The organism is Pseudoalteromonas sp. GB43 (assembly GCF_054923805.1).
The window spans coordinates 3082656-3104353 of the sequence record NZ_JBPCHJ010000001.1; the positions used below are offsets into that span (position 1 = coordinate 3082656).

18 protein-coding genes and 3 pseudogenes are annotated in these 21698 nt (G+C 39.1%); 15 read left to right on the forward strand and 6 right to left on the reverse strand.

Annotation, left to right across the window (positions count from 1 at the left end):
• Positions 1-89: 89 nt before the first annotated feature.
• The 3 genes from ACRWSG_RS14665 to ACRWSG_RS14675 form a co-directional block, all read right to left on the reverse strand.
• Entirely contained in the window at positions 90-632 is a 543-nt protein-coding gene (locus ACRWSG_RS14665; RefSeq protein WP_462166594.1) for a response regulator, read from the reverse strand.
• Positions 623-1882 carry a histidine kinase dimerization/phospho-acceptor domain-containing protein gene (locus tag ACRWSG_RS14670; protein WP_462166595.1) on the reverse strand — a complete coding sequence of 420 codons (1260 nt, stop codon included), beginning with the start codon at positions 1880-1882 and terminating at the stop codon, positions 623-625. The genes ACRWSG_RS14665 and ACRWSG_RS14670 overlap by 10 nt, the downstream gene beginning before the upstream one ends.
• Positions 1883-2215: 333 nt before the next feature.
• Positions 2216-3136 carry a LysR family transcriptional regulator gene (locus ACRWSG_RS14675; RefSeq protein WP_462166596.1) on the reverse strand — a complete coding sequence of 307 codons (921 nt, stop codon included), beginning with the start codon at positions 3134-3136 and terminating at the stop codon, positions 2216-2218.
• A 218-nt stretch (positions 3137-3354) separates the two neighbouring features.
• Here ACRWSG_RS14675 and ACRWSG_RS14680 point away from each other — a divergent pair, with 218 nt between their 5' ends.
• From ACRWSG_RS14680 to ACRWSG_RS14730, 11 genes and pseudogenes are all read left to right on the forward strand, one after another.
• Entirely contained in the window at positions 3355-4170 is an 816-nt protein-coding gene (locus tag ACRWSG_RS14680; protein WP_054553764.1) for an SDR family NAD(P)-dependent oxidoreductase, read from the forward strand.
• A 59-nt stretch (positions 4171-4229) separates the two neighbouring features.
• A pseudogene (locus ACRWSG_RS14685) lies at positions 4230-5077 on the forward strand (enoyl-CoA hydratase/isomerase family protein).
• 70 nt (positions 5078-5147) lie between these two features.
• The gene (locus ACRWSG_RS14690) at positions 5148-5840 is read left to right on the forward strand and encodes a DUF4437 domain-containing protein (RefSeq protein ID WP_462166598.1); all 693 of its coding nucleotides are present in this window, start codon (positions 5148-5150) and stop codon (positions 5838-5840) included.
• On the forward strand, positions 5827-5976 hold the full coding sequence (locus ACRWSG_RS14695) for a DUF4437 domain-containing protein (protein WP_462166954.1): 150 nt from the start codon (positions 5827-5829) through the stop codon (positions 5974-5976). The genes ACRWSG_RS14690 and ACRWSG_RS14695 overlap by 14 nt, the downstream gene beginning before the upstream one ends.
• Before the next feature lie 137 nt (positions 5977-6113).
• Positions 6114-6341: a hypothetical protein gene (locus ACRWSG_RS14700; protein ID WP_462166599.1), complete on the forward strand. Its 228-nt coding sequence runs from the start codon at positions 6114-6116 to the stop codon at positions 6339-6341.
• A gap of 241 nt (positions 6342-6582) precedes the next feature.
• Positions 6583-7305: an SIMPL domain-containing protein gene (locus ACRWSG_RS14705; RefSeq protein ID WP_462166600.1), complete on the forward strand. Its 723-nt coding sequence runs from the start codon at positions 6583-6585 to the stop codon at positions 7303-7305.
• A gap of 326 nt (positions 7306-7631) precedes the next feature.
• Positions 7632-8621, forward strand: coding sequence for a TonB-dependent receptor plug domain-containing protein (locus ACRWSG_RS14710; RefSeq protein ID WP_462166601.1), 990 nt, complete (start codon positions 7632-7634; stop codon positions 8619-8621).
• Between the two features lie 21 nt (positions 8622-8642).
• A pseudogene (locus tag ACRWSG_RS14715) lies at positions 8643-10250 on the forward strand (TonB-dependent receptor); the annotation flags it as partial.
• Positions 10251-10394: 144 nt separating this feature from the next.
• Positions 10395-11837 carry a glycoside hydrolase family 10 protein gene (locus ACRWSG_RS14720; RefSeq protein ID WP_462166602.1) on the forward strand — a complete coding sequence of 481 codons (1443 nt, stop codon included), beginning with the start codon at positions 10395-10397 and terminating at the stop codon, positions 11835-11837.
• A gap of 71 nt (positions 11838-11908) precedes the next feature.
• Positions 11909-12652 carry a hypothetical protein gene (locus tag ACRWSG_RS14725; protein WP_235373986.1) on the forward strand — a complete coding sequence of 248 codons (744 nt, stop codon included), beginning with the start codon at positions 11909-11911 and terminating at the stop codon, positions 12650-12652.
• 63 nt (positions 12653-12715) lie between these two features.
• Positions 12716-12949 (forward strand): hypothetical protein, encoded by a 234-nt coding sequence (locus tag ACRWSG_RS14730; protein ID WP_054553756.1) that lies wholly within the window; start codon positions 12716-12718, stop codon positions 12947-12949.
• Here ACRWSG_RS14730 and ACRWSG_RS14735 read toward each other — a convergent pair.
• The 3 genes and pseudogenes from ACRWSG_RS14735 to ACRWSG_RS14745 form a co-directional block, all read right to left on the reverse strand.
• Positions 12946-13326 carry a diacylglycerol kinase gene (locus ACRWSG_RS14735; protein ID WP_235373987.1) on the reverse strand — a complete coding sequence of 127 codons (381 nt, stop codon included), beginning with the start codon at positions 13324-13326 and terminating at the stop codon, positions 12946-12948. The genes ACRWSG_RS14730 and ACRWSG_RS14735 overlap by 4 nt on opposite strands.
• Before the next feature lie 20 nt (positions 13327-13346).
• Positions 13347-14970 (reverse strand): annotated as a pseudogene (locus ACRWSG_RS14740) (phosphoethanolamine transferase).
• A 15-nt stretch (positions 14971-14985) separates the two neighbouring features.
• Positions 14986-16929 carry an LTA synthase family protein gene (locus tag ACRWSG_RS14745; protein WP_235373989.1) on the reverse strand — a complete coding sequence of 648 codons (1944 nt, stop codon included), beginning with the start codon at positions 16927-16929 and terminating at the stop codon, positions 14986-14988.
• A gap of 175 nt (positions 16930-17104) precedes the next feature.
• Here ACRWSG_RS14745 and ACRWSG_RS14750 point away from each other — a divergent pair, with 175 nt between their 5' ends.
• The 4 genes from ACRWSG_RS14750 to ACRWSG_RS14765 all read left to right on the forward strand — a co-directional run bounded on the left by ACRWSG_RS14750 (position 17105) and on the right by ACRWSG_RS14765 (position 21693).
• Positions 17105-17779, forward strand: a complete 675-nt coding sequence (locus ACRWSG_RS14750) for a response regulator transcription factor (protein ID WP_138600015.1) — start codon at positions 17105-17107, stop codon at positions 17777-17779.
• Entirely contained in the window at positions 17779-19188 is a 1410-nt protein-coding gene (locus ACRWSG_RS14755) for a sensor histidine kinase (RefSeq protein WP_462166603.1), read from the forward strand. The genes ACRWSG_RS14750 and ACRWSG_RS14755 overlap by 1 nt, the downstream gene beginning before the upstream one ends.
• A gap of 75 nt (positions 19189-19263) precedes the next feature.
• Complete coding sequence (locus ACRWSG_RS14760) at positions 19264-19452, forward strand: DUF3185 family protein (RefSeq protein WP_054553751.1); 189 nt, start codon at positions 19264-19266, stop codon at positions 19450-19452.
• Positions 19453-19518: 66 nt separating this feature from the next.
• Positions 19519-21693, forward strand: coding sequence for an exonuclease domain-containing protein (locus ACRWSG_RS14765; protein WP_462166604.1), 2175 nt, complete (start codon positions 19519-19521; stop codon positions 21691-21693).
• Positions 21694-21698 lie beyond the last annotated feature (5 nt).

A 21698-nucleotide genomic window follows, 5' to 3' on the forward strand; every position in this document is an offset into this window, starting at 1 on the left:
TGATCAAAATATATGTGAAAGGGTACTAGCTGTTGGGATTTAAACTGTTAGTGCTGGAGTCATGTGCTCTAATTATGGGGCCGTTTTTATTAATCAGATAAGTTTTGGCTGTGCTGTGAAATGGCATTATTTAAGGCTTCAAAGAGCAGATGTTTTTCAACGGGCTTACCAACATGGCAGTAAAAGCCACAGTTCTTGTATTCAATAATATTTTCTTTCATGACATTTGCTGTTAACGCGATTACCGGAGTCGTAGGGTTTAATGCTCGAATGTGTGCACAGGCTTCAATCCCCCCCATTTTTGGCATTTGGATATCCATCAGGACGAGCATAGGGTTTATTTTTTTAAATAAATCTATAGCCTCTAGACCATCTTTGGCAAACTGAACATTGGCATTTGTTTCGGCCATTAAGGATTGAATGACCATAGTATTAAGTGGGTTATCTTCAGCAATTAGAACTGTTTTACCTTCAAGATTGGGAACATCAGTTATATGGGAGCTTTCTATGATTTGCTGCTGCTCTGCTATTTCTAGCGGTAAAAATATGGTAAAGCGTGTGCCTTCACCTAATTTACTATCAACGTCTATAGTACCTCCCATCCGTTTAATTAAGTTTGTTGTTATTGACATGCCAAGACGTTTGTGCCGCCAAAGCGGCGTGTAATACTATTATCAGCCTGTTGAAAGCGTTGAAAAAGATTTGCCAAACCTTCTTCACTCATACCTATTCCTGTGTCTAATACTTGTAACTCGATACCTGGGATTAAGTTTTTTACTTTTTTCTTTACAATAACTTGTATACCACCTTGCTCTGTGAATTTCACAGCGTTAGAAACTAGGTTTAAAATTATTTGCCTAATACGAACAGGATCACCAATCCATATATTTTCGACATTTTTGTCTATATCAATGTTTAGCTCGATAGACTTTTCGTTACAGATAGGTAAAAAATCAGAATTTATAGATTCAACTATTTTTATCAAAGAAAAGTTAACATTTTCGATTGTAAGCTCGTTTGCTTCCATTTTAGAAAAGTCTAAAATATCATTAATAATAGTAAGTAATGATCGGCATGAAAAAAGAGCTTTTGAGACAATTTCTATGTTTTGGGGCTTTTGAACATTAGGTTGCAGGATTTGTAGTAAACCCATAATGCCATTTAAGGGGGTTCTAATTTCATGACTCATATTAGCAAGAAATTCTGATTTAATTCTTGCCCCTTCTAATGCTCGATCAGTTAAAGCTTGTTGCTCTTTATATGAGGTAGATAGCTTTTTAAAGTAAAAGAGCAAAATACCAGCCAAAAGTACAATCGTCAGAATATGAACTGTATATGCAAATTTAAAGTTTTCATTTATCGCCACACTCTTTTTCTTAAGCATGGTGTTTACGTGGCTTTCAAAGTCAGATAGGGCTGCAAGGGCTTTCGCATCATCAACTTTTACAATGTCGTCAATAGCTTCACTAGAAGCGCCTTGTTCAATCATTTTGAGCGCTAAATCAAGCTTTTCCTCATAATTAGCTAGGGTCGTTCTTACACCGCCGAGAGCTTGCTTGTCGTAATTTTCTACAGCTTCTAGCTTTTCTAGTATTACTTTTATTTCGTAAATTTCTTTTTTTATACTAGGGAGGTAAAGATCAACATTTTTTCTTAAAATTAGATTTTTAAAGTGGTGTATAAAGCCACCATATCCTAACCTTTGCACCAAGGTGTCATGTAAAACATAAACGTTGCTTGCAGTATTGGAATAATCACGCCATTGGTTATCAACATGCTTGTAAAAGAATAATGAAGTCACTGTTAGCAGAATGACTAATATAATAACAATTACCGCGTTTACTCTCAGCCTTGTTTGAGTTTTCTTTAGCGATTGAGTCATGAGTCTTGTACCTACTAATTAGTAACTCTAAGCATAGCATTTAAAAAGACAATCCGTGACTTTTATTACTTAAGTTTTACCTATATCATTATTTAATAACACTTAATTATGTTTTATGTAAGGCTATTGCTACCTATGTTAAGAGTTTCTGATTTTCGACTGCATGGATACAGAAGGGAGAGCAATGCGGGAGCAATTGCCGAAAATAACTAAATAATGAAATTTTTGCTTTGTTATCAACGAGGTTTTATTGTCTCAAAATAGTCTACCTAATTAAGCGCATAGGTATTAGTTTTTGCTATTAAATCGTGTAGGGTGCTCATAATAGAGTAATCATTTTTTATTTATCGTTTCCCACTCTGGCGAGTTACCTATTTTTTCGACTAAGAAATCTATAAGAACTCTTACTTTAGCCGTAAGTACATTTGATTTCGGGTATACAAGCCAGATAGCGCTGTTATCACTTATTTGATAATCAGGTAAAACTCGAATTAAAGAACCTGCTTCTAGCTCAGTATGAATATTCCACAATGAACTCATACAGATACCCACGCCAGCTTTTGCTGCTATACGCATACTTGCGCCATCATCACACAAAATGCGTGGCTTACTTTTTTCAGGTGGAAAACTAAAATGATCGCTGCAATTAGGGGTAATTAACTTGCGGGGTTTGGTATTTAAAAACACTAATAATTGATGTCGGATAAGCTCCTCAGGATTCCTCGGAGTGCCATTACGAGCCAAGTAGTCTGGTGAGGCACACAATATCCGAGTGTCTTTGGCAAGGCGTCTGCAAATCAAGCTACTATCTTCCACAGCGAGGTTTCTCAGTGCTAGATCAAACCCTCCTTCAATTAATTTAACTTGGCCATCTGAGAGCATGAGTTCAAGGTTTATATCTGGGTAGCGGTCTAGGAATTCTGGCAAAATAGGCATGATAAAGCGCTGCGCAAACGTACTTGATGCAGCAAACCTCAATGTTCCGCTAATATTAAGGTTACCTTGTCCTAAGGTTGCAAGCGCGGCTTCTTGTTGAGCAAGGATCTCTTTGGCATAAGGTAAAAACTCCATGCCAGCAAGTGATAAAGTTACTTTCCTTGTCGTTCTGTGGAATAGGTCTGCTCCAACTTGCATTTCTAATTTGGCTAACCAGGCACTTGCTACAGATGGAGTAAGGTCCAGCTGCTCGCCTGCAGCACTAATGTTGAGTGTCTCAGCCGCTAACACAAATAGTTTAATGCAATTAGTGTCCATCAATTATCTCGAAAATCAGAATTCTGATTCTTTTTATACGTTATTTATTCGTTTTATCCAAAGCCTTAAGCTTTATTTGTAAAACTAAACATGACAAATGCAACTAAAGGGGAGAGTTTCATATGTGAAAGTAAGCCGTATTTATCAACTGCATAGCAGTGATGAATTTATTTCTTTGACTAACTTCACTGACCCCTTATTAAAAGGAATCATTATGTATGCCTAAAACAATTCTATTAACAGGCGCTACAGATGGCATTGGCCTAGAGACGGCAAAAAAACTTGCTTCATTAGGTCATACGCTTTTACTTCATGGTCGTAGCCAGCAAAAGCTTTTACAAGCAAAAGAGTTGATAGAGGCGCTTTATAGCGGTGCAAAAATTGATACGTTTTTAGCAGACTTATCAGAGCTAAAACAGGTGGTTGAATTAACCAATCAGATCAAAGCTAAATATTCACATATTGATGTACTGATCAATAATGCTGGCGTTTTTAAAATAGCAAATAACCTAGGCGAGGGTGGTCTAGATGTACGCTTTTTAGTGAACACGATCGCGCCTTATATTTTGACCAAAACTTTATCTGCTCTTATGAATGAAAATAGTCGCATAGTGAACCTATCTTCAGCGGCGCAAGCACCGGTTAGTATTGCAGCACTTAAAGGCTTGCAAGCATTGTCTGATAGCAGTGCTTATGCGCAAAGTAAATTAGCGCTAACTATGTGGACGCTACAATTGGCAAAACAATGGGCAGACAATACTCCTTCTTTAGTGGCAGTTAATCCAGCCTCTTTTTTAGGAAGCAAAATGGTTAAAGAAGCATATGGTTCACAAGGAAAAAATTTGGCTATCGGGGCTGATATTTTAGTTAAGGCTGCGTTAAGTGACCAATTTACAGGTATGACTGGCCGTTATTTTGATAATGATATTGGTGCATTTTCGAACCCACATCCAGATGCGTTTGATACAGCAAAAAATACTACTTTGATTATGGCGATGGACGAAGTTTTAACTCGTCTAGATGTAAAAATTTAGAGTTTATTTTTACGATAGCTTTTTTACAGCCGCAACCAATAAAAACACTAGGGATAATTATGAAATACGAAGGATTTACAACATTCACGACCACTCAGTCTGGTGGTGTATTAACTGTTACGTTTGATTTTGGGCCAGTTAATGTTCAGGGCCAAGAAATGCTTGCTGATTTAAATAGTTTAGCAATGCGTTTAGAGCGAGATAAAAACACTAAAGTTGTTATTTTTCAATCAGCAAACCCTGAAATTTGGGTTTGCCACTATGATACTGAACTATTGAAAGATATGTCAGTTGAAGTTGTTTCACGCGATGAAGCGAAGCTGCTGGACTTACAATTAATTTGTGAGCGCTTAAGTAAAGTGCCGCAGGCAACAATAGCAAAACTAGAAGGTTTTGCACGCGGTGGTGGCCATGAACTAGCGCTAGCGCTTGATATGCGATTTGCAGCTCGTGGTAAGTTTAAATTTATGCAAATGGAAGTTGGTATGGGTATTTTACCTTGTGGTGGCGGTGCTTCAAGAATGGCTCGCCAGACAGGTTTAGGTCGTGCTTTAGAAATTATTTTGAGTGCCCGTGATTTTGATGCAGATGAGGCTGAGCGCATGGGTACCATTAATAAAGCGCTTAACCCCGATGAGATTGATGAATACGTTGATACGCTAGCAAACCGAATTGCTCAGTTTCCTGCTGAATCAATTAATGCATGCAAACAAATGGTATATGAATCAATTGATAAGCCAATTGCGGAGGCATTAAAAGCAGAAGCATATTGGTTATATCAAGCAACCAGTAAAACACCTGCAATTAAGCGCTTCACTATTGCCGATGAGCAGAACGCCTTGAGCATGACATAGAAAATCAGCGTAATTGGCCGGAGTTAGTGATGAAGGTACAAGAAATAAATTAGTACTGTGCTAACAACAAGATTTGTAACCCCAAGAGACTTCTCTTGGGTTTGCTATTAGAGGAAATTTAATATGTTAAAGCTATTATCACTAACAACAAGTGTAGTACTTATTGCTGCATTTTCAGCCGCTGCTGATGAAAAAAGGTTGGATAATCCCCAGTCTGAACTTGTCCCCGTAGAGTCCGTAAACTGGGGATATTTAAACCCTCTACGTGGTGACAAAAGCCCTGGCGCAGCAAACTTATGGGGCGACAGAACAATAGATTCTGCAACCGGTATGCTAGTGCGCTTTAAACCGGGCTTTTCATCTCCTGCGCATATTCATAATATTTCATACCGTGGCATTGTCATTAAAGGACTGATGCATAATGATGACCCAAATGCAGAATTGGATTGGATGGCAACAGGGTCATTTTGGACGCAACCTGCAGGGCAAAATCACATAACAGCTGCTAAGGCTGAGACCAATCTCATATACCTTGAAATCGATGAAGGGCCTTATTTGGTTAAGCCTTCTAAGGCGCAGTTTAATAATGGCGAGCACTCACTCAATCTTCATTCAGACAACATGGTATGGTTCAATAGTGATGAGTTAACGTCATTAGACTCTAAAAAGGTTACCCTTACCCCTCTTTGGCAAAAACAAAATCAACAAGGTGTTTTAGTTAAACTTGATGCAGGTTTTAATGGGCAATTAACAAGTGAAAGAGGTTCATTACGCGCAGTTTTGATCAGCGGCGAGCTTAACTATCGAATCTGTTGAACATAGTGAAGCAAAACAACTTGAGGCTGGTAGTTACTTCTCGTCAGTCGCCGGTTTTAAACATCAGCTAAAGACTGAGGGTGGAGCAATCGTTTATGTGCGATTTAACAATACACTACAGATAAGCAATCAATAACTATTTCAAAAGATAATGCTTTAAATTAACTAACTTTACTGTACTTTTTTTGTACTTGCTGTATCTTAAGTTGGTACGCAATTTTAAGGTTTCATTGAGTGTAGACTAACACTCATATGTTAAGTGGAGTAAAGGATATGCACGCACACACAGTTATAGAGTCAGCAGCAACTATTCAATCGGGTGTCGCAAAAGCGGATGGTAAGCTTGTAGTTACTGAACAAGACATTGTTTTTGAACCGTTTAATAAAGAGCTAGGCTTAAATTACCATACACATTTTCCCGAGCGCAAATCAATAACGTTGGTAAGTGTTCAGGTAAAGGCGCGGGTATTTTGCCAATCACAGCAGATGGAATTCGCATAACTTTAAATAATAACGATATATTTGAGTTCATTTTAGCAAACCCAGATGAGTGGCTAAGCGTACTAGCTCACTAAGCAAATCTTCAAAAAGACGGCATATTTTAGCAACTTGTCATAATATGCCGTGTTAGCTTTTCATTAATTAATTTCCTTTCTTCGCAACTATTTACACTTAAAAACAGCATACATTGCTATACATTCACACCCTAGCAAGGCATCATAACTTTTTCTAAGGAGAGGTTATGATGCTTAAATCTTTGTTACCACTGGTTTTATGTACCAGTTCTGCAATAGCTGCAACAAATCTGCCGGATAATCGCCATATTGTTGTTAAAGGTGAGGCTGTTGTGCGTACAGCCCCCGACAGGGCTGACATCACGTTAGAGTTTGAAACTGTTAAAGCTGAAAGTGTGCAGGCTAAGCAGCAAGTCGATGAACAAGTAAATAAACTCCTTGCGGGCTTAAATAATTTCTCAATAGACGAAAAAAGTATCTCTGCGGGTCGAATTTTCGTAGAGCCGAACATGCGCTATGACGAAAACGATAACCAAGTTAAAGATGGTTTTCGCGCTACCCGCAAGGTCAAAGTCAGCCTTAAACAACTCTCCCTTTTGGATGGCTTTTTAAACTTTGCGCTTAAAGTGGGTGTCAATCAAATCGAGCAAATTCAACTTTTATCAAGCAAAGCCTCAGATTACGAGCAAGCCGCTCTTGATAAAGCAGTAGCGAATGCCAAACAGCAGGGAAGTAGCCTTGCTAGCGCATTCGAAGCGAAACTTGGTCGGGTGTATAGTATTCAATCACAAGAAGTAGGTAGTCACTTTGGCTATGGCAGCAACACAAATATTGAACGAATCATGGTAACGGGCTCACGTATTAATACAGTCCCAGAAGGTAAGTATTTACAAGAATCGATTACCTTCAGAGCAAGTGTCAATGTTGTGTTTGATTTAGTTTTGGAATAATTAATTCCCTGTTTTTAAAACATCAAGGCAGCCTATGAATCTTTAAAAGCAGCTTTGATTTTGTTTCTTCTCTTTTCATTGCTAACAAGGTATTGATTGTATTTAGTTTATCTCTTTACAGGTGGTGAGTCCTTAAAAGTTGGGAATTAAATATTTTAACTTGAGTATGCTGTTTAGAATAAAATATCTTGATTTTATAATTTATTACTAATATTGTAGCCGCATTGTAACAATAAAGTTGTTACCAATTGTTGTTCTTAAGAGCATTTATGTAGTTTGTAGTCACAAAATCTCTCACTTTACAAAAACTATAAGGTTACAGTTCCATGAATAAAAAATTCTCAGCGCTAGCGGCTGGTGTTAAAAAAGCACTTATTCCTACTTTAGTTTTAAGTACATCAGTATCTGTTTATGCAGCTGATCAACTGCCAGAAAAGAAAAAAGCAACTAAAGAAGATATCGAGCAGATTGAAGTAAGAAGTTATGCTGCATCAGTTGAGAAAAGCATTAATATGAAGCGCTTTTCAAACAGTGTAGTTGATGCCGTTTCTGCTGAAGATATTGGTAAATTTCCAGATCAAACTGTCGCTGATGCACTACAGCGTATTCCGGGTGTACAAGTTGAAAAAGACCTAGGTGGTGAAAGCGACCGAGTTAGTATTCGTGGTACTGCACCGCATTTAAATATTACCTTGTTAAACGGGCAAAACGTTGCTTCAGCAACTGCTTCAGCTTCAATTACGCGTCCTTCACGAGGGTTTAACTACTCGCTGCTACCAGCTGAATTAGTAGATACTCTTGAAGTATATAAGTCGGCAGAAGCAGACATTGATGAGGGTTCTATAGGTGGTACCGTTGTTGTAAAAACTCGTAAACCGCTCGATAGTGAAGCGAATTACGCAGCGCTCTCTGTTAAGGCTTATCATTTTGAAAATGCTGAAGAAACTAAACCGTACCTTTCTGGTTTGTATTCGTGGAAAAATGAAGCACAAGATTTTGGTTTTAATCTAGGATTTGTTCATAAAGAAACTGCGACCCAACGTGATAGCAAAGAAGTTCGATTCGGCTATCGCAGTACCGATGCAGATCAAGATGGCAACGCAGAGTTTTACCCTGGCGCGGTAGGCTATAACCGATACGCAAGTGATAGTGATTTAGATACCGCAACTTTGACGTTTCAATATGCAGCTAATGACAACGTAGATTTTGTTTTTAATAACTTATATTCAAAATCTGAGCATGAGTCATACGGAACATACTCAAGCGGCTTTATTTTGCAAAACATTGCAAATGTAGAAAATCCCAGTCATTGTTGATGGCACTTTGATTTCGGGCAATATACCGACCATAATAATTTAGGATATTATGGCAATGCAGGTTATGAGGGGGAGTTTAAAACTCAAGCGCACGATTTAAAAGTGACATATAAAGCAGACAATTACACTGTTACAGGTCAGCTAGGTTATAGCAAGGCTGATGGTGAAGTAAGTGATGTTTACTCAGAATATTACGCAAATACAAGCGCATCATTTACATTAGACAATGGAACGCCAGATGTAACATTAGACGCTGATTTAAGCGCTGATGATTATCGCTTAGACTACAACCATAAAAATGACATATACAACGACTCAAAGGAAGTTTACGGGCAGCTAGATTTTGAGTATCTATTAGATGGTGACTTCTTCAAAGCAATCAAGGCTGGGGTTAAGTACCGAGAGCATTCAAAAGCTGCAAGTTTAATAAAAGCGAATTATCCAAAAGTATCATCAGATGGTGAACAATTTAACTTAGGCATGTTCGCAAGCGATTCGACAGATAATGCAATTTTATGGCAGTTTGATAATTCAAAATATGCTGATTGGATATCATCAACAACACCTTCTACAGCGCCATATGAACACCTTGATTACACATTCGATTTAGAAGAAACCGTCACCGCAGGGTATGTAAAAGCGGTGTTCGATCATAATAAGTGGCGCGGTAATTTTGGGGTTCGAGCTGTGAAAACAGAGCTAGATTCTCGTTCTGTTGAATACACAGGGCGCAGCTTTGCACCTGAAAATATTCAAGATATCAATAGCTCTAATAGCTACGATGATATCTTGCCGAGTGTGAATATCAACTACGACTTTACAGGTGATGTGGTTGTGCGTTTTGCTGCGGCAAAAGTCATGTCTCGCCCGGATTATGACTTCTTATCTGCCCGCAAAAGTGGTTATTGTGCTGCAGCTACAGGCTGTAAAGGCTCTGAGGGTAACCCGAACCTGAAGCCTTACCGTGCAACTCAATATGACTTATCTGCTGAGTGGTACTTTAATGAATCATCTATTTTATCGTTTGCTTATTTTTATAAAGATATCGACTCATACATAACCAATGCCACTATAGAAAAACAATGAACATGGACAGATCCAGATACAGGCGTGGAAGAAGTTCGTGACTTTTTAGTGACCCAGCCTCTGAACGGTTTAGGCGGTGAGAACTCAGGTTTTGAAGTTAACTACACGCAGAAACTCCCTTACGGCTTTGGAGTACAGACAAACTACACCTATTCAGATGCACAGTTAAAACAAACTGCGGAGCAAAAAGAGGCGGGTGAAGAAGCCGTTTTACCTAATAATTCAGAAGATACCTTTAACGCGACAGTATATTATGAAAACACAACCTTTAGTGCCCGTGTTTCTTATACTTATCGTTCAGAGTATTTCTACACTAACTATCTTGGTTTGAACCAATATAAAGATGGTTTTGGCCAGTATGATCTTAATATTAGTTACAATGTTACTGAAGATTTAAACCTTGTATTCCAAGCAATTAACCTCACGGATGAAGAGCAAGAAGCAACGTCGGGCAATAGCACTGGCATGTCAGATGCTAATCGCCCATTAGCGATACATGATTATGGTCGTCGTTTCTTACTTGGCGCACAAATGAAGTTTTAATTTTTCCTTTTGAATCTGATACATGTAGGCACAGCAAGTCTTTGTTGTGCCTTTTTTGTGGGGTATACAATGTACTTTAAAAACGTTTTCTCTTTGATAATGTGCTTTGTTTTGAGTGCGTGCAGTTTCGTACAAATAAAGGAGATGTCTAATACTGAAAAGCAGTTGTTAGGTAACATCCATCAAGATCATGTTGCAAGGGAGTTTCGTGCGGCATGGGTTGCTACTGTTGCCAATATTAACTGGCCTAATGAGCCCGGGCTGTCAGTGATAGAGCAAAAAGAACAAGCTATTCAAATTCTTAATTCACTTCAAAAACATAACTTTAATACGGTTATTTTTCAGGTTCGACCGCAAGCCGATAGTTTGTATCAAAGCTCTTACGAACCTTGGTCTTATTACCTTTCTGGTGAGCAAGGTAAAGCGCCTGAGCCGTTTTATGACCCATTAAAATTTTGGATAGAGCAAGCACATAAACGAGGTTTAAAGTTGCATGCATGGATAAACCCTTATCGTGCTCATCATCATATAGGGGGCCCAATTTCAGAACACTCAGTTGTTGAAAAAATGAATGATAAGGTAGTAAAACTCAAAAATGAGACCTATTGGTTTTTACCAACCAATCAAGCCGTGGTTTCACATACACTAAATGTATTAACCGAACTTGTAGATAGCTATGATTTAGATGGTATTCATTACGATGACTATTTTTACCCTTACCCTTCTTACAACAACGATGAAGATTTTCCTGATGCTGAACAATACAGGCAATATGTGGCTGAAGGCGGGGCACTTTCGATAGGTGATTGGCGTCGTGAAGCTGTAAATCAGTTCGTTAAACGCTTATATCAACGAGTAAAGCAATCGAAGCCTCATGTACTTGTTGGCATAAGCCCATTTGGTATCTATAGACCTGGTGAACCTGAAACTATTCGCGGGATGGATCAATATGACAAGCTGTTTGCTGATGCTAAGCTTTGGCTTAATGAAGGATGGCTTGACTATTTTTCGCCGCAACTTTATTGGCCAATAAACCAGTATGCACAAAGTTACCCGCTCTTATTAAGTTGGTGGCAATCTCAGAATACGCATGAACGACATCTGTGGCCTGGTATTAATGCGTTACGCTCATTTGATGAGGCCGGCGTTGATGAAGTCGTGAATCAAATCATGATTAATCGTGGTTTTTTATCAACATCACCCGGTACAGTGTTTTGGAATGTAGCAGCACTTGATGGCAGCCAATTGATGAGTGATGTGATTGCACAAGGCGTTTATCAGCATCAAGCATTAATACCAGAAACTCCGTGGATAGCTGCGCCGCACTTAGCGGCTGTTAATGTTGATATGAATTATGTTGGCGAAGACATCCATCTTACTTGGAGTCATTCTAATTCTGAGCAAGTATCACAGTTACTTGTCTATCTAAAATATGCACAGCAGTGGCAATATCATATCTACTCAAGTGAGGAGAGTGTAATTTCTGTTGCGACCTATGAAGGACAACGACCATTAGAGGTAATTAAGGTAATTGCTATTGATAGGCTCGGTAACCAAAGTGATGAGATTGAGTTGTTATTCCAATAGCACCTGTACTGCAAATACAAAAATTTGTTACGCTTTGGATAATCAAATTTTTAACCATAAAAGTGAATACAATGAAGTATTTTGCGGTCATTTTCTTAGGTTGCTTTATCTCATTTTCAACAGCTGCCGCAACAAAGCACATAAGTATTGTCAAACCTGTGGTTGCTGCGTTTAAGGCGGGTGATAAAGCGACCATTGCTAAAAGAGTCCATTACCCGCTAAAGCGCAAAGCGCCGTTGCAAATTATTGAAAATGAGCAAATGTTTATAGAAAAGTTTGAGCAAATTTTCGATAAACAGTTTGTTGAAGAAATAGCTAACTCCAACATTCGCCATGATTGGGAAATGATGGGCTGGCGCGGCATTATGTTTGATTCAGGTAAACTGTGGCTGGATTTTGATGGCTCTATTTGGGCTGTGCCTTATGAATCAGAGGCTGAAAAAGCACGACGCGAAGCACTGATTGACGAGCAAAAACAAGCATTGCACAAAAGCCTCCGTGAATTCACAAAGCCGATATTAACGTGGCAAACAAAAAAGCATTTAATTCGTATTGATGAATTGGCTGATCATCAATACCGCTATGCGGCATGGAATAGGGATCAATCTATGCAAGATGAGCCAAGCCTGGTGATCACAGGGGGCACATTAAGCTTTGATGGCAGTGGAGGGAATCATTTTTATACCTTTACTAACAACGGTTATCGTTATGTCTGTCATGTTACTGCGCTTGGTACTGAACACTCGCCATCAGGGCTGTTAGAGGTGTTTAAAAATAATGTACAGATATTGTCTGAGCCTGTTTCAAGTTATTAGTATGTTCTTCTTATTTTGCACTACACTTATTCTTCCAAAGGAGTTTTTCTAAAGGAGTAAGTTATGGGTACAAAATTCTGGGTGATCAGAGCCGCTAAAGTTTTTACGCTGGTGTCTATTTTATTATTTATGATAGAAATTCTAAAAGGTCACGAGACACTCAGTGCGTTAGGTTTTGCGCTACTTTGGTCTTTTATTGCCACGGCCATTTTTATTGCAACCCGTTTATATCATTCATCAAAAGGGCGCCACTGTGCACTTTGTAATGACACCCCTGATGATAAAAAAGTAAGCTAACTTAGGTTATTAATAAACACGCCGCCCCAGACCAACACACAAATCGTTAGAGCAATCAGTACGGCTGCGGATCCTAAGTCTTTAGCTAGGCCTGATAATGGATGAATTTCAAGGCCTATTCGGTCTATAGCGGCTTCAATTGCCGTATTGACGACTTCAGCAAACATCACAAATAGCACTGATACAAGCAGCATCATTTTCTCATACAGGCTGATCTGCCAGACAAAAACCACTGCTATGGCAAGGACCAACATTATCAGCTCTTGTTTAAAAGCAGACTCATGCTTTGCTAACCACGTGAATGCTCGTTGGGAGTTTTTGAATGCGAGGCGGATACGTTTAATGCCAATGGGTTTGTTAGTGCTATCAAATTGCATAGTTTGAAATCTCTATTTCGTTAGCTTTGTGTTGAGCAAGTATTAAAAATATCTTGCTCTGGGCGATATTCAGTGCTTTGTATATGAGTTAAGCCAAGTAGGGTGTCAAAAATGTTATCGTGTGAAAAAGCATGGTTACGCAATTGTTCGATACATTGATTAAAGCGGGTATTGGCCAGTTTATTACTCCAAAATAGCATAGGCACATGGGTTTGCTCTTTAGGCGCTAATGCATATGGGAAGCCATGTAAGTACAAGCCTTTTTCACCCAGTGATTCACCATGATCAGAAACATACAGCAGAGCTTTGTCATCCGCCGGACTGTTTTGCAGTAATTTAATAAGCTTACTCAGCACTAGGTCGGTATAAGCAATGGTATTGTCATACGTGTTTGTCAGTTGCTCAGTGCTACAATTTTGAATATCGCTACGTGGGCAGTCCGGCAAAAATTTACTGTCTTTTTCTGGATAGCGACGATAGTAGGCGGCCGTGTGAACCTATCATATGTAACACTATTAGTTGGTGCTTTGCATGACTCTTGGCAAGCTTTGCAGCTAATGCTTCAACCAATACTTCATCAAAACAATAACGTCCGTCACAAAGTGGATTGCTCTTTGTTGGTTCTATTGTTTTTGAGTTTACCCGCACACAAACCCCTTTACAGCTGCTATTGTTATCAATCCATGTTACTTCTACACCACTTCGTTGAATGATATCTAGGGCATTTTCTTGGCTTTGCGCGATGCGCGAATCATAGTGATTGCAATCTAAGCGCGAGAACATGCAAGGTACTGAAATGGCCGTTGCGGTGCCACATGAACTTACATCACTGAAATATTTAACGCCAAGTTTAGGGGTATATTGATTAGTTTGCTTGTTGTAACCTTGCAGTGAAAAGTTTGCTGCACGGGCTGTTTCACCTACCACCATAATCATCAGTGAACTTTGTTGCTTAGCTAATAGGTGCGGTGTTTTATCTAAGACTTTAAATGGTAAAGGTGGGTAAAAATAATTATCGCGTAGGTACTTATAGCCAGCAGTGTAAAATGCAAAAGGGGTAATGTAGCTGGTTAATTGGCGATTATTACGCCCTACAGAGGCGTAATCTTTATAAAATGGGACGGCAATAACAGCTACAGCAATAAACGCTGTAACGTTAAGAAGCGTAAAGCTTTTAAGGCGAACACGAAAGTTTCCGACAATTTTAAAGCGACAAAACAAGTAAGCAGGCAGTACGCCTAGCACAGTAATAAAAGCGATAACTTGTACATTAAGATATGAAAATGCTTCGCCTGAATTTGTTTCTAAGATATTTTGCAGCATGCTTTTATCAAAGATAACACCGTAATTTAAGGTTGCATAAAACAACAATGATGAAACCACGATGCTTGTTAAAAGCACGGGTTTTACGAAGGTGATTAACGATAACCAACTTAACACCATTGCCGTCAGTGCTAATAAGAAAAACGGTACGCTTGCTATAAATAACCAATTGACATGTTCAGGTTTGCTGGCTGCTTCAAGCGTGTTAAATAAAAACGGACCATTAAATGCAATCACCAAGTACAACGACACCAACCAGACAAATTGGCTGTAGCTAACGTGCCATTTTTGAGTAAAGAGTTGTTTAATTTGCATGATCATAATGATTCCTCATCGCTACGATTTATTTGGTAAGCGATACAACTGTTCGGTATAAGCTAAATTGCTAAATAAGACGTGCGCTAAGGCTTTTTTGGCAAGCCCAACGCTGCTACCTGTGTTATCGATGGCAACTTGGGTTTTACTTGTAGGGTCATAGCGCCAATAGCTCACTTTTTGGTTTGGCATCAGGATCACGGCCTCACCATTTTCTACGTAAGCAAAGTTGTCGTAGTACTGCATCATGGCGCGCTCTACAGGGTATTGTTTCGTTAAATCATAACCAAGCATAGGGGTTGCTTGCTCAACGCCTAATAACGACAACAAAGTAACAGGTAAATCAATTTGGCTGACTAAGCGAGTATCGCGCTTTGCATCCATTTCACTATTTAAGATCACAGCAGGGATATGGAAAGATTTAAGCGGCACAGGCTCTGAACCAAACACGCGCACATCATGATCAGCAACCACTAAAAATACCGTGTCTTGCCAGTAATCTTGCGTTTTTGCTTTTGCGATGAATTTACCTAGTGCATAGTCAGCATATTTGATTGCTAGATCGCGTTTGTAGTTTTCTGGGTCGTGGCCTTCAGGCAGTGTTACTTTACTCTCTGGAATATCGAATGGATCGTGGTTACTTGACGTAAACACAAGGCTGAAAAATGGTTTGCCTGATTTATTTAGCTCACTTAGCTCTATATCAGCTTGATTAAACAAGTCTTCGTCGCTTGCTCCCCATGAAGAAATAAACTCTGGGCTTTGCATGTCATTAATATCGACAATATCGCTAAAGCCATTGCCTAAGAAAAAGCTTTTCATATTATCGAAATGGCTTTCACCGCCGTAAATAAACTGGGTGGTATAGCCGGTGCGGCTTAATACATCAGCAAGTGAGAAAAAGTTACGCTGAGATTTAGAAAGTTTGACCACCGAGCGCGAAGGTGATGGGGTAAACCCAGTTGTTACCGCTTCGATACCGCGCACTGAGCGTGTGCCAGTGGCATATAAGTTATCAAACCCCCAGCCTTGTTGATAAAGCTTATCTAGTTCAGGAGTCACACCAATGCCACCTAGTTCGCCGACAAAGCGTGCGCCTAAGCTTTCTTCTAAAATGATCACTAAATTCTTTTGTTTGCCTGTGCTAAAAGGTGTGTTGTTGGCAAGGGTAGGAATACTCTCAGTGATAAACTGCTGTTTATAGGCTGCTTGCTTTACTGTTTGTAAAATCTCATCACGTGGCATAGTACCGTATAAACTACTGGCATTTTTTTCATTGCCCATATTCTTAATAGCAAAGGCGACACTGTAAGTTGAATTAAGGGCTAAGGAGTTAACTAGTGAGTCACTTGAAAAGTACACTAATGCAGGGTTTAACGGGCGATGGCTTACTGTGCCCCTTGCGCTAATTAAGCAAACTAATAAAGTCGTAACGAGTATCACCACTTGGCTAACCGTTTTAGCATTTTGCTGTTTGCTAAATGCAGCATTAATATAACGATACGCAAACACACAGCTAAGCGTTGCAATCATTAAAGTGCTTATCATGGCAAACAGGTGGCCATGTAATAGCATAGAAAAGACTTCTTGAGGATAGTCTAGGTATTCAACAAATAAACGATTTGGTCGTACATCGTATTGGGTAATAAACGCGGGAGTCGAAGCCTCTACAACCACGATTAAAGTCACAACTATGCTGCTATAAAGAGTAAAAACATGCTGAAAAAAAGCGGTTTTTCTGCGCACAAGTAAATCAGCGAGTAACATCAAAACAGCCAAGGCTGACAAGTAGCCTAAACTACTTAAGTCGACTCTTAAGCCGCCAAATAAAACGGCAAGGCAATCGCCATCAGCTAACCTTTGGTGTTGCCATACAAGCAAGGCTATTCTCGACAGTATAAAAACTGACATTAAAATTAATGAAAAACGGAACAAAGGTTTTAAAACAGAGAGTTTTGCTGTCATAGTCGTACTTACTTAATCGAAACTACGGCAATACTAGGAGTCGAAACTTAAGAAACCCTGATGGTAATCTTAATATTTTCTAAACTAGAAAAACTTCAGTAAATCTTAAGTGAACCTTAAGATTAAAAGCGTAACCTGATGACGCTAAAGCGGTTTTTACCTAAATGAGTAACTTATGAAATTGTTGATTATAGAAGACTCGGTGTCATTAAGACGTAGTCTACGAATTGGCCTTGAGAACCTAGGTTTTACTATTGATGAAACCGGCGATGGTGCTGAAGGTTTGAGTATGGCAATGACAGGTGAGTACGAATTAATCATACTCGATATTATGTTACCCAGTATTGATGGTATTACGTTATTACAAACCATAAGAGCAAAACAGCTTGATGTGCGTGTGCTAATTTTATCTGCCAAGCAAGAACCAGAAGACAGAGTGAAAGGGTTACTCACTGGGGCCGATGATTACCTGACCAAGCCATTTTCGTTTGATGAGCTGCACGCAAGGTTATTAAATTTAATGCGTCGAGGCGGCCTGAAAACAATCAGTGATGTGATCCGCATCGATAACTTGGCTTTAAATTTACAATTAAAACTCTTGCAAGTTGATGAGACTGTAATCGATTTAACCCCCAACGAATATAAAATAGTCGAGTGTTTATTTAGCAACCAAAATAAAGTGATCACTGCTGAAAAGTTAAGTACTTATATTGCAGGGCAATATGACCTAGTTTCAAAAAACTCTATTGAAGCGCATTTATCCTCAGCGCGCAAAAAGGTGAGGGCAGCAGGTAGTGAACTACCTATTCAAACTAAGCGTGGTTTTGGTTATATCATTCAAGGAAAATAATGAAGTCAATTCGCAGTAGGTTAGTAACCACATTATCGATTACTATAACTGGACTGGTACTAAGTATTTTAGTTGCTACTGATATCGCCGTTGATAGTTGGATTGATAACGAATTTAATCGTGGTATGAAATCCAAAGCCGGTATGCTTATGTCATTGATTGATATTGACGAAGAAGGAATTGATTTTGATTTTTCAGGGCTGTTTATGCCTGAGTTTTCTGGAAATACAGAAACTGAGTATTTTCAACTTTGGTCGCAGTCTGGCGTGTTCGCGCGTTCAGAAAGTTTGGATCTTTTCTCACAAAAGAGCTTACCTTTAGAAAAAATTAAACTGGGCGAGACAAAAATCATCAATATCGAGTTACCTGATGGTCGAAATGACCGGGTTATTTATACTCGCTTTATACCGCCTTTAGACCTAGATGATGATGATGACCTCACTGAAGGTGTTAACACCTCTTTGCAACAACCCATCACGTTAGCTTATGCGGCTTCATCAGAAGAAGTTGATTTTGTTTTATGGCTAATCGACGTTATTTTTGTTGTTTCTACTGTGTCGGTAATTGTATTCATTCGTCTATTTGTGCGTAAATCAGTCGACAGTTCTCTAGCGCCGCTGAATAAACTAAACCGGGATATTAGCCAGCTGAGTATTGCTGATAAAAATGCTGTAATCGCAATAGAAGAACCTGTCAAAGAGTTGCAACCCATTGTTGATAGCTTAAATGCTTTTATCCAAGAAAACCGCCAGCTTTATTTTCGAGAAAAACGCTTAACCTCAGATATTGCTCATGAGTTAAAAACGCCGATTGCTGAGCTTATAAATATGGCTGAAGTGGCCATTCGTTTTCCAAATGAAAAAGAGCTTGAGGAAGACTTCAAACCCGAAGTGCTAAAAATTAGCCAGCGCTTAAAGAGTATTGTGTCGAACTTATTACTACTGCATAAGTACAGTGATGAAGCACTCCCAAAGCAAGATGCATGTGATTTAAATCAGGTTATTTTGCGCACCTTAGAAAAGTGTGATTTAGAGCGGGTTAAGTTTGAGTTTCAAGATGATATTCCTGCCGTTGTCAGTAACTTATTTGCCCTTGAATCAATTATCACCAATCTTGTAAATAACGCAAAACAATACAGCCCCGATGAGAGCATCGTGACTGTAAGCACGCTATTGAGTAAAGATGATAAGTTGTATCTCTCTGTTACAAATGAATTAAAAGTCCCATTAACAGAAGACGATTTGAGCCAGTTATTTGATCCACTCTGGCAAAAAGACAGTGCCAGAACCTCTAATGATAACTTTGGGTTAGGCTTATCTATTGCCAAATCGTTAAGTAAAGCAATTGATGCTGAACTTCAGGTGTCGTTAAGTGGGCAAAACATAACCTTTAGTTTGATTATTTCTTAAGGCTTTGCAGGCGTTTAATATGTGTGCAACACTGAGGTTATCAAAAAGAAATTAATAACAATAAGGAACAACACGATGGGAAAAATTATAGGTATTGCTTTAATCGTTATTGGTGTGGCGCTAGCCGTATGGGGATATAACGTTTATGATTCTGCAAGTGCGCAAATTAGCCGTACTTTTAGTGGTGATACACCAATTGAAGCTTGGCTCGGTATGGTCGGGGGCGCAATTTGCGCAATTGTGGGTATTTTAAAAGTTAAATAACCGCAAACATTGAAATCAATTAGCTAATACCTGATACTGTGTTTATATACAGTGTCGGGTTTGGCTATGAAAACACAATTACCAGCAAAATATTATTTAAGTCATTTCTTTGAGCTTGCTGAATTTATTCAATCTCAGTGCAAGCATCTGCTTCTAGCAGAGCAGCAGTTATTTCTTGAAAAACTCCTTCAGCTTGATGAGCAAAGCTTATGTACTTTGCTGCGTATATATTCTCGAAAGCCAAAAATCGTTGCGTTGTCATCATTAAATTATGAAGAGATCCCCAATCTGCACGGTGCTATTTTTAAGCTAAAGCAGCAAGGGCTGGTGGCACATCCTAGCAGCGATGAATTAGACCTATTGCTTGAGCATTTAACCAAACCAACCCTGTTAACCTTATTAGCGAATGATGAGTTAATGGCGACTAAACCTGATTACAAAAAGTCAGCCAGTAAACAGCGCTTGACCCAACTGTGTAAAGAGCATATTGATCGCAACCACAGTGAATTAGAGGCGTTGTTTAGTCAGTTCGTGGTCAATAGCCGTTGCCAGTATTATGAATACTTTGAGTTTTTACATAGCGATCGACTAAGTGGCGGCGATATCAATCATCAAAATCGTTTTGTGATGCGTGATTTAGGGATTGCAAAAGTGCGAGCTGATGTGAATGAGAGCATCTCTCGTTTTCAAACGCTAGCCGAAGCACAAACGCATTATCAATTAAATAAGCTGCGAATGCAGTTCAAAGAAAGTGACTCAGAATCACAGTATCAAAATTTAGCCCAAGCGCTTTTAGCCATTAGCTGTGAAGATGAATTAGCCCAGAGTATCAAAAACAAGTTACTGATCCGCTTGAATAAGCAGCTTAAAGAGCATGACTTAGCATTTGCATTTGAATTACTTGAGCACTGTGAAGGCAGTAGTGAAGCGCAAGAGCTGGCAATTCGTCAGCGTTATAAACAAGGTGATAAAAACTGGGTTGAACAAAAGCTTGAGCAAATTATTCAAGACCCACTTGATGATGGCATTTTGTATTTTGCAGAGGACTTTTTACAGCGTAAATATAATAAGCAACATCGCTCACGCCTAACACAAATGCTCATCGATACCGAGCATCAATTAGAGGTTGATGATATTTACCGTGGCGATGTAGAGCAAGGAGTGTGTGAGCATTATCAACAGCTGGGTAATACGGTATTTTTTACCGAGAATAATCTTTGGCTGAGCTTCTTTACCTTAACGTTCTGGCAAGAGCTCTTTATAGAGACCCCGCACCCGCCGTGTAATGAATTTGATCTTTATCCAAAGGTGTTGCTGGCTGATTGTTTTTACACAGTGCAACAAACACAAATTGAGCTAAAGCTGGCAAAATTCACTAGTAATGAAGCTTTATATAAATATGTTTGCAAAAACGCAGGGCAGTTTTATGAAGCCCCCAATGGTGTTTTCATGTGGCACAGCGATATGTTAGAGCCGCTAGAGGTATTAATAAAACACAGCCCGCTTACAAATTTAAAAGCGCATTTATTGCAAATGACAAAAACCTTTAAACAGCTCAAAGATGGCTATCCAGACTTGATGGTGTTAAAGGGGGATACACTCACCTTTGAAGAAGTGAAAGCCCCTGGCGACAAATTAAGACGCAACCAACTTGTCAGTATTGAGGTGTTAAAACAACAAGGCTTTGCAGTAAATATCGTTGCGGTAAATTGGTTTAATGATCCGAATCGTATTTACAGTGTGGTGGATATAGAAACCACCGGCGGCGTACAAGGTAATAATAAAATTACCGAAATAGCGGTTGTGCAGTTACAAGCGGGTGAAGTAATCAATCAATGGGCGAGTTTAATCAATCCTGAGCGCAGTATTCCTGCTTTTATCACCAAGTTAACGGGGATAAACGCTGCTATGGTTCGTGATGCGCCATGCTTTGAAGAGATTGCCGATACACTGCGCTCACTATTAAAAGGCAGTGTATTTGTTGCTCATAATGTGAATTTTGACTTCGGCTTCATTCGCAAAGAATATGCTGCACTTGGGCAAGGCTTTAAAATGCCAAAGCTATGTACTGTAGTTGAATCACGAAAGGCATTTCCAAAGCTTAAGTCATATTCGCTTGGTAACTTAGCGGCACATTTTGAATTGAATTTAACGAATCACCATAGAGCGTTAGCTGATGCAACTGCCACAGCAGAGTTGTTAAATCTGATTCAACAAACACAATCAAAAAAGGCGAGTTAAACTCG

Bases quoted from the DNA above. Each gene is read 5' to 3' on its own strand.
- ACRWSG_RS14680 (WP_054553764.1), top strand. From the start codon at position 3,355: ATGCCTAAAACAATTCTATTAACAGGCGCTACAGATGGCATTGGCCTA.
- ACRWSG_RS14675 (WP_462166596.1), bottom strand. From the start codon at position 3,136: ATGGACACTAATTGCATTAAACTATTTGTGTTAGCGGCTGAGACACTC.
- ACRWSG_RS14665 (WP_462166594.1), bottom strand. From the start codon at position 632: ATGTCAATAACAACAAACTTAATTAAACGGATGGGAGGTACTATAGAC.
- ACRWSG_RS14705 (WP_462166600.1), top strand. From the start codon at position 6,583: ATGATGCTTAAATCTTTGTTACCACTGGTTTTATGTACCAGTTCTGCA.
- ACRWSG_RS14735 (WP_235373987.1), bottom strand. From the start codon at position 13,326: ATGCAATTTGATAGCACTAACAAACCCATTGGCATTAAACGTATCCGC.
- ACRWSG_RS14725 (WP_235373986.1), top strand. From the start codon at position 11,909: ATGAAGTATTTTGCGGTCATTTTCTTAGGTTGCTTTATCTCATTTTCA.
- ACRWSG_RS14700 (WP_462166599.1), top strand. From the start codon at position 6,114: ATGCACGCACACACAGTTATAGAGTCAGCAGCAACTATTCAATCGGGT.
- ACRWSG_RS14670 (WP_462166595.1), bottom strand. From the start codon at position 1,882: ATGACTCAATCGCTAAAGAAAACTCAAACAAGGCTGAGAGTAAACGCG.
- ACRWSG_RS14750 (WP_138600015.1), top strand. From the start codon at position 17,105: ATGAAATTGTTGATTATAGAAGACTCGGTGTCATTAAGACGTAGTCTA.
- ACRWSG_RS14755 (WP_462166603.1), top strand. From the start codon at position 17,779: ATGAAGTCAATTCGCAGTAGGTTAGTAACCACATTATCGATTACTATA.
- ACRWSG_RS14760 (WP_054553751.1), top strand. From the start codon at position 19,264: ATGGGAAAAATTATAGGTATTGCTTTAATCGTTATTGGTGTGGCGCTA.
- ACRWSG_RS14720 (WP_462166602.1), top strand. From the start codon at position 10,395: ATGTCTAATACTGAAAAGCAGTTGTTAGGTAACATCCATCAAGATCAT.
- ACRWSG_RS14765 (WP_462166604.1), top strand. From the start codon at position 19,519: ATGAAAACACAATTACCAGCAAAATATTATTTAAGTCATTTCTTTGAG.
- ACRWSG_RS14745 (WP_235373989.1), bottom strand. From the start codon at position 16,929: ATGACAGCAAAACTCTCTGTTTTAAAACCTTTGTTCCGTTTTTCATTA.
- ACRWSG_RS14710 (WP_462166601.1), top strand. From the start codon at position 7,632: ATGAATAAAAAATTCTCAGCGCTAGCGGCTGGTGTTAAAAAAGCACTT.
- ACRWSG_RS14690 (WP_462166598.1), top strand. From the start codon at position 5,148: ATGTTAAAGCTATTATCACTAACAACAAGTGTAGTACTTATTGCTGCA.
- ACRWSG_RS14730 (WP_054553756.1), top strand. From the start codon at position 12,716: ATGGGTACAAAATTCTGGGTGATCAGAGCCGCTAAAGTTTTTACGCTG.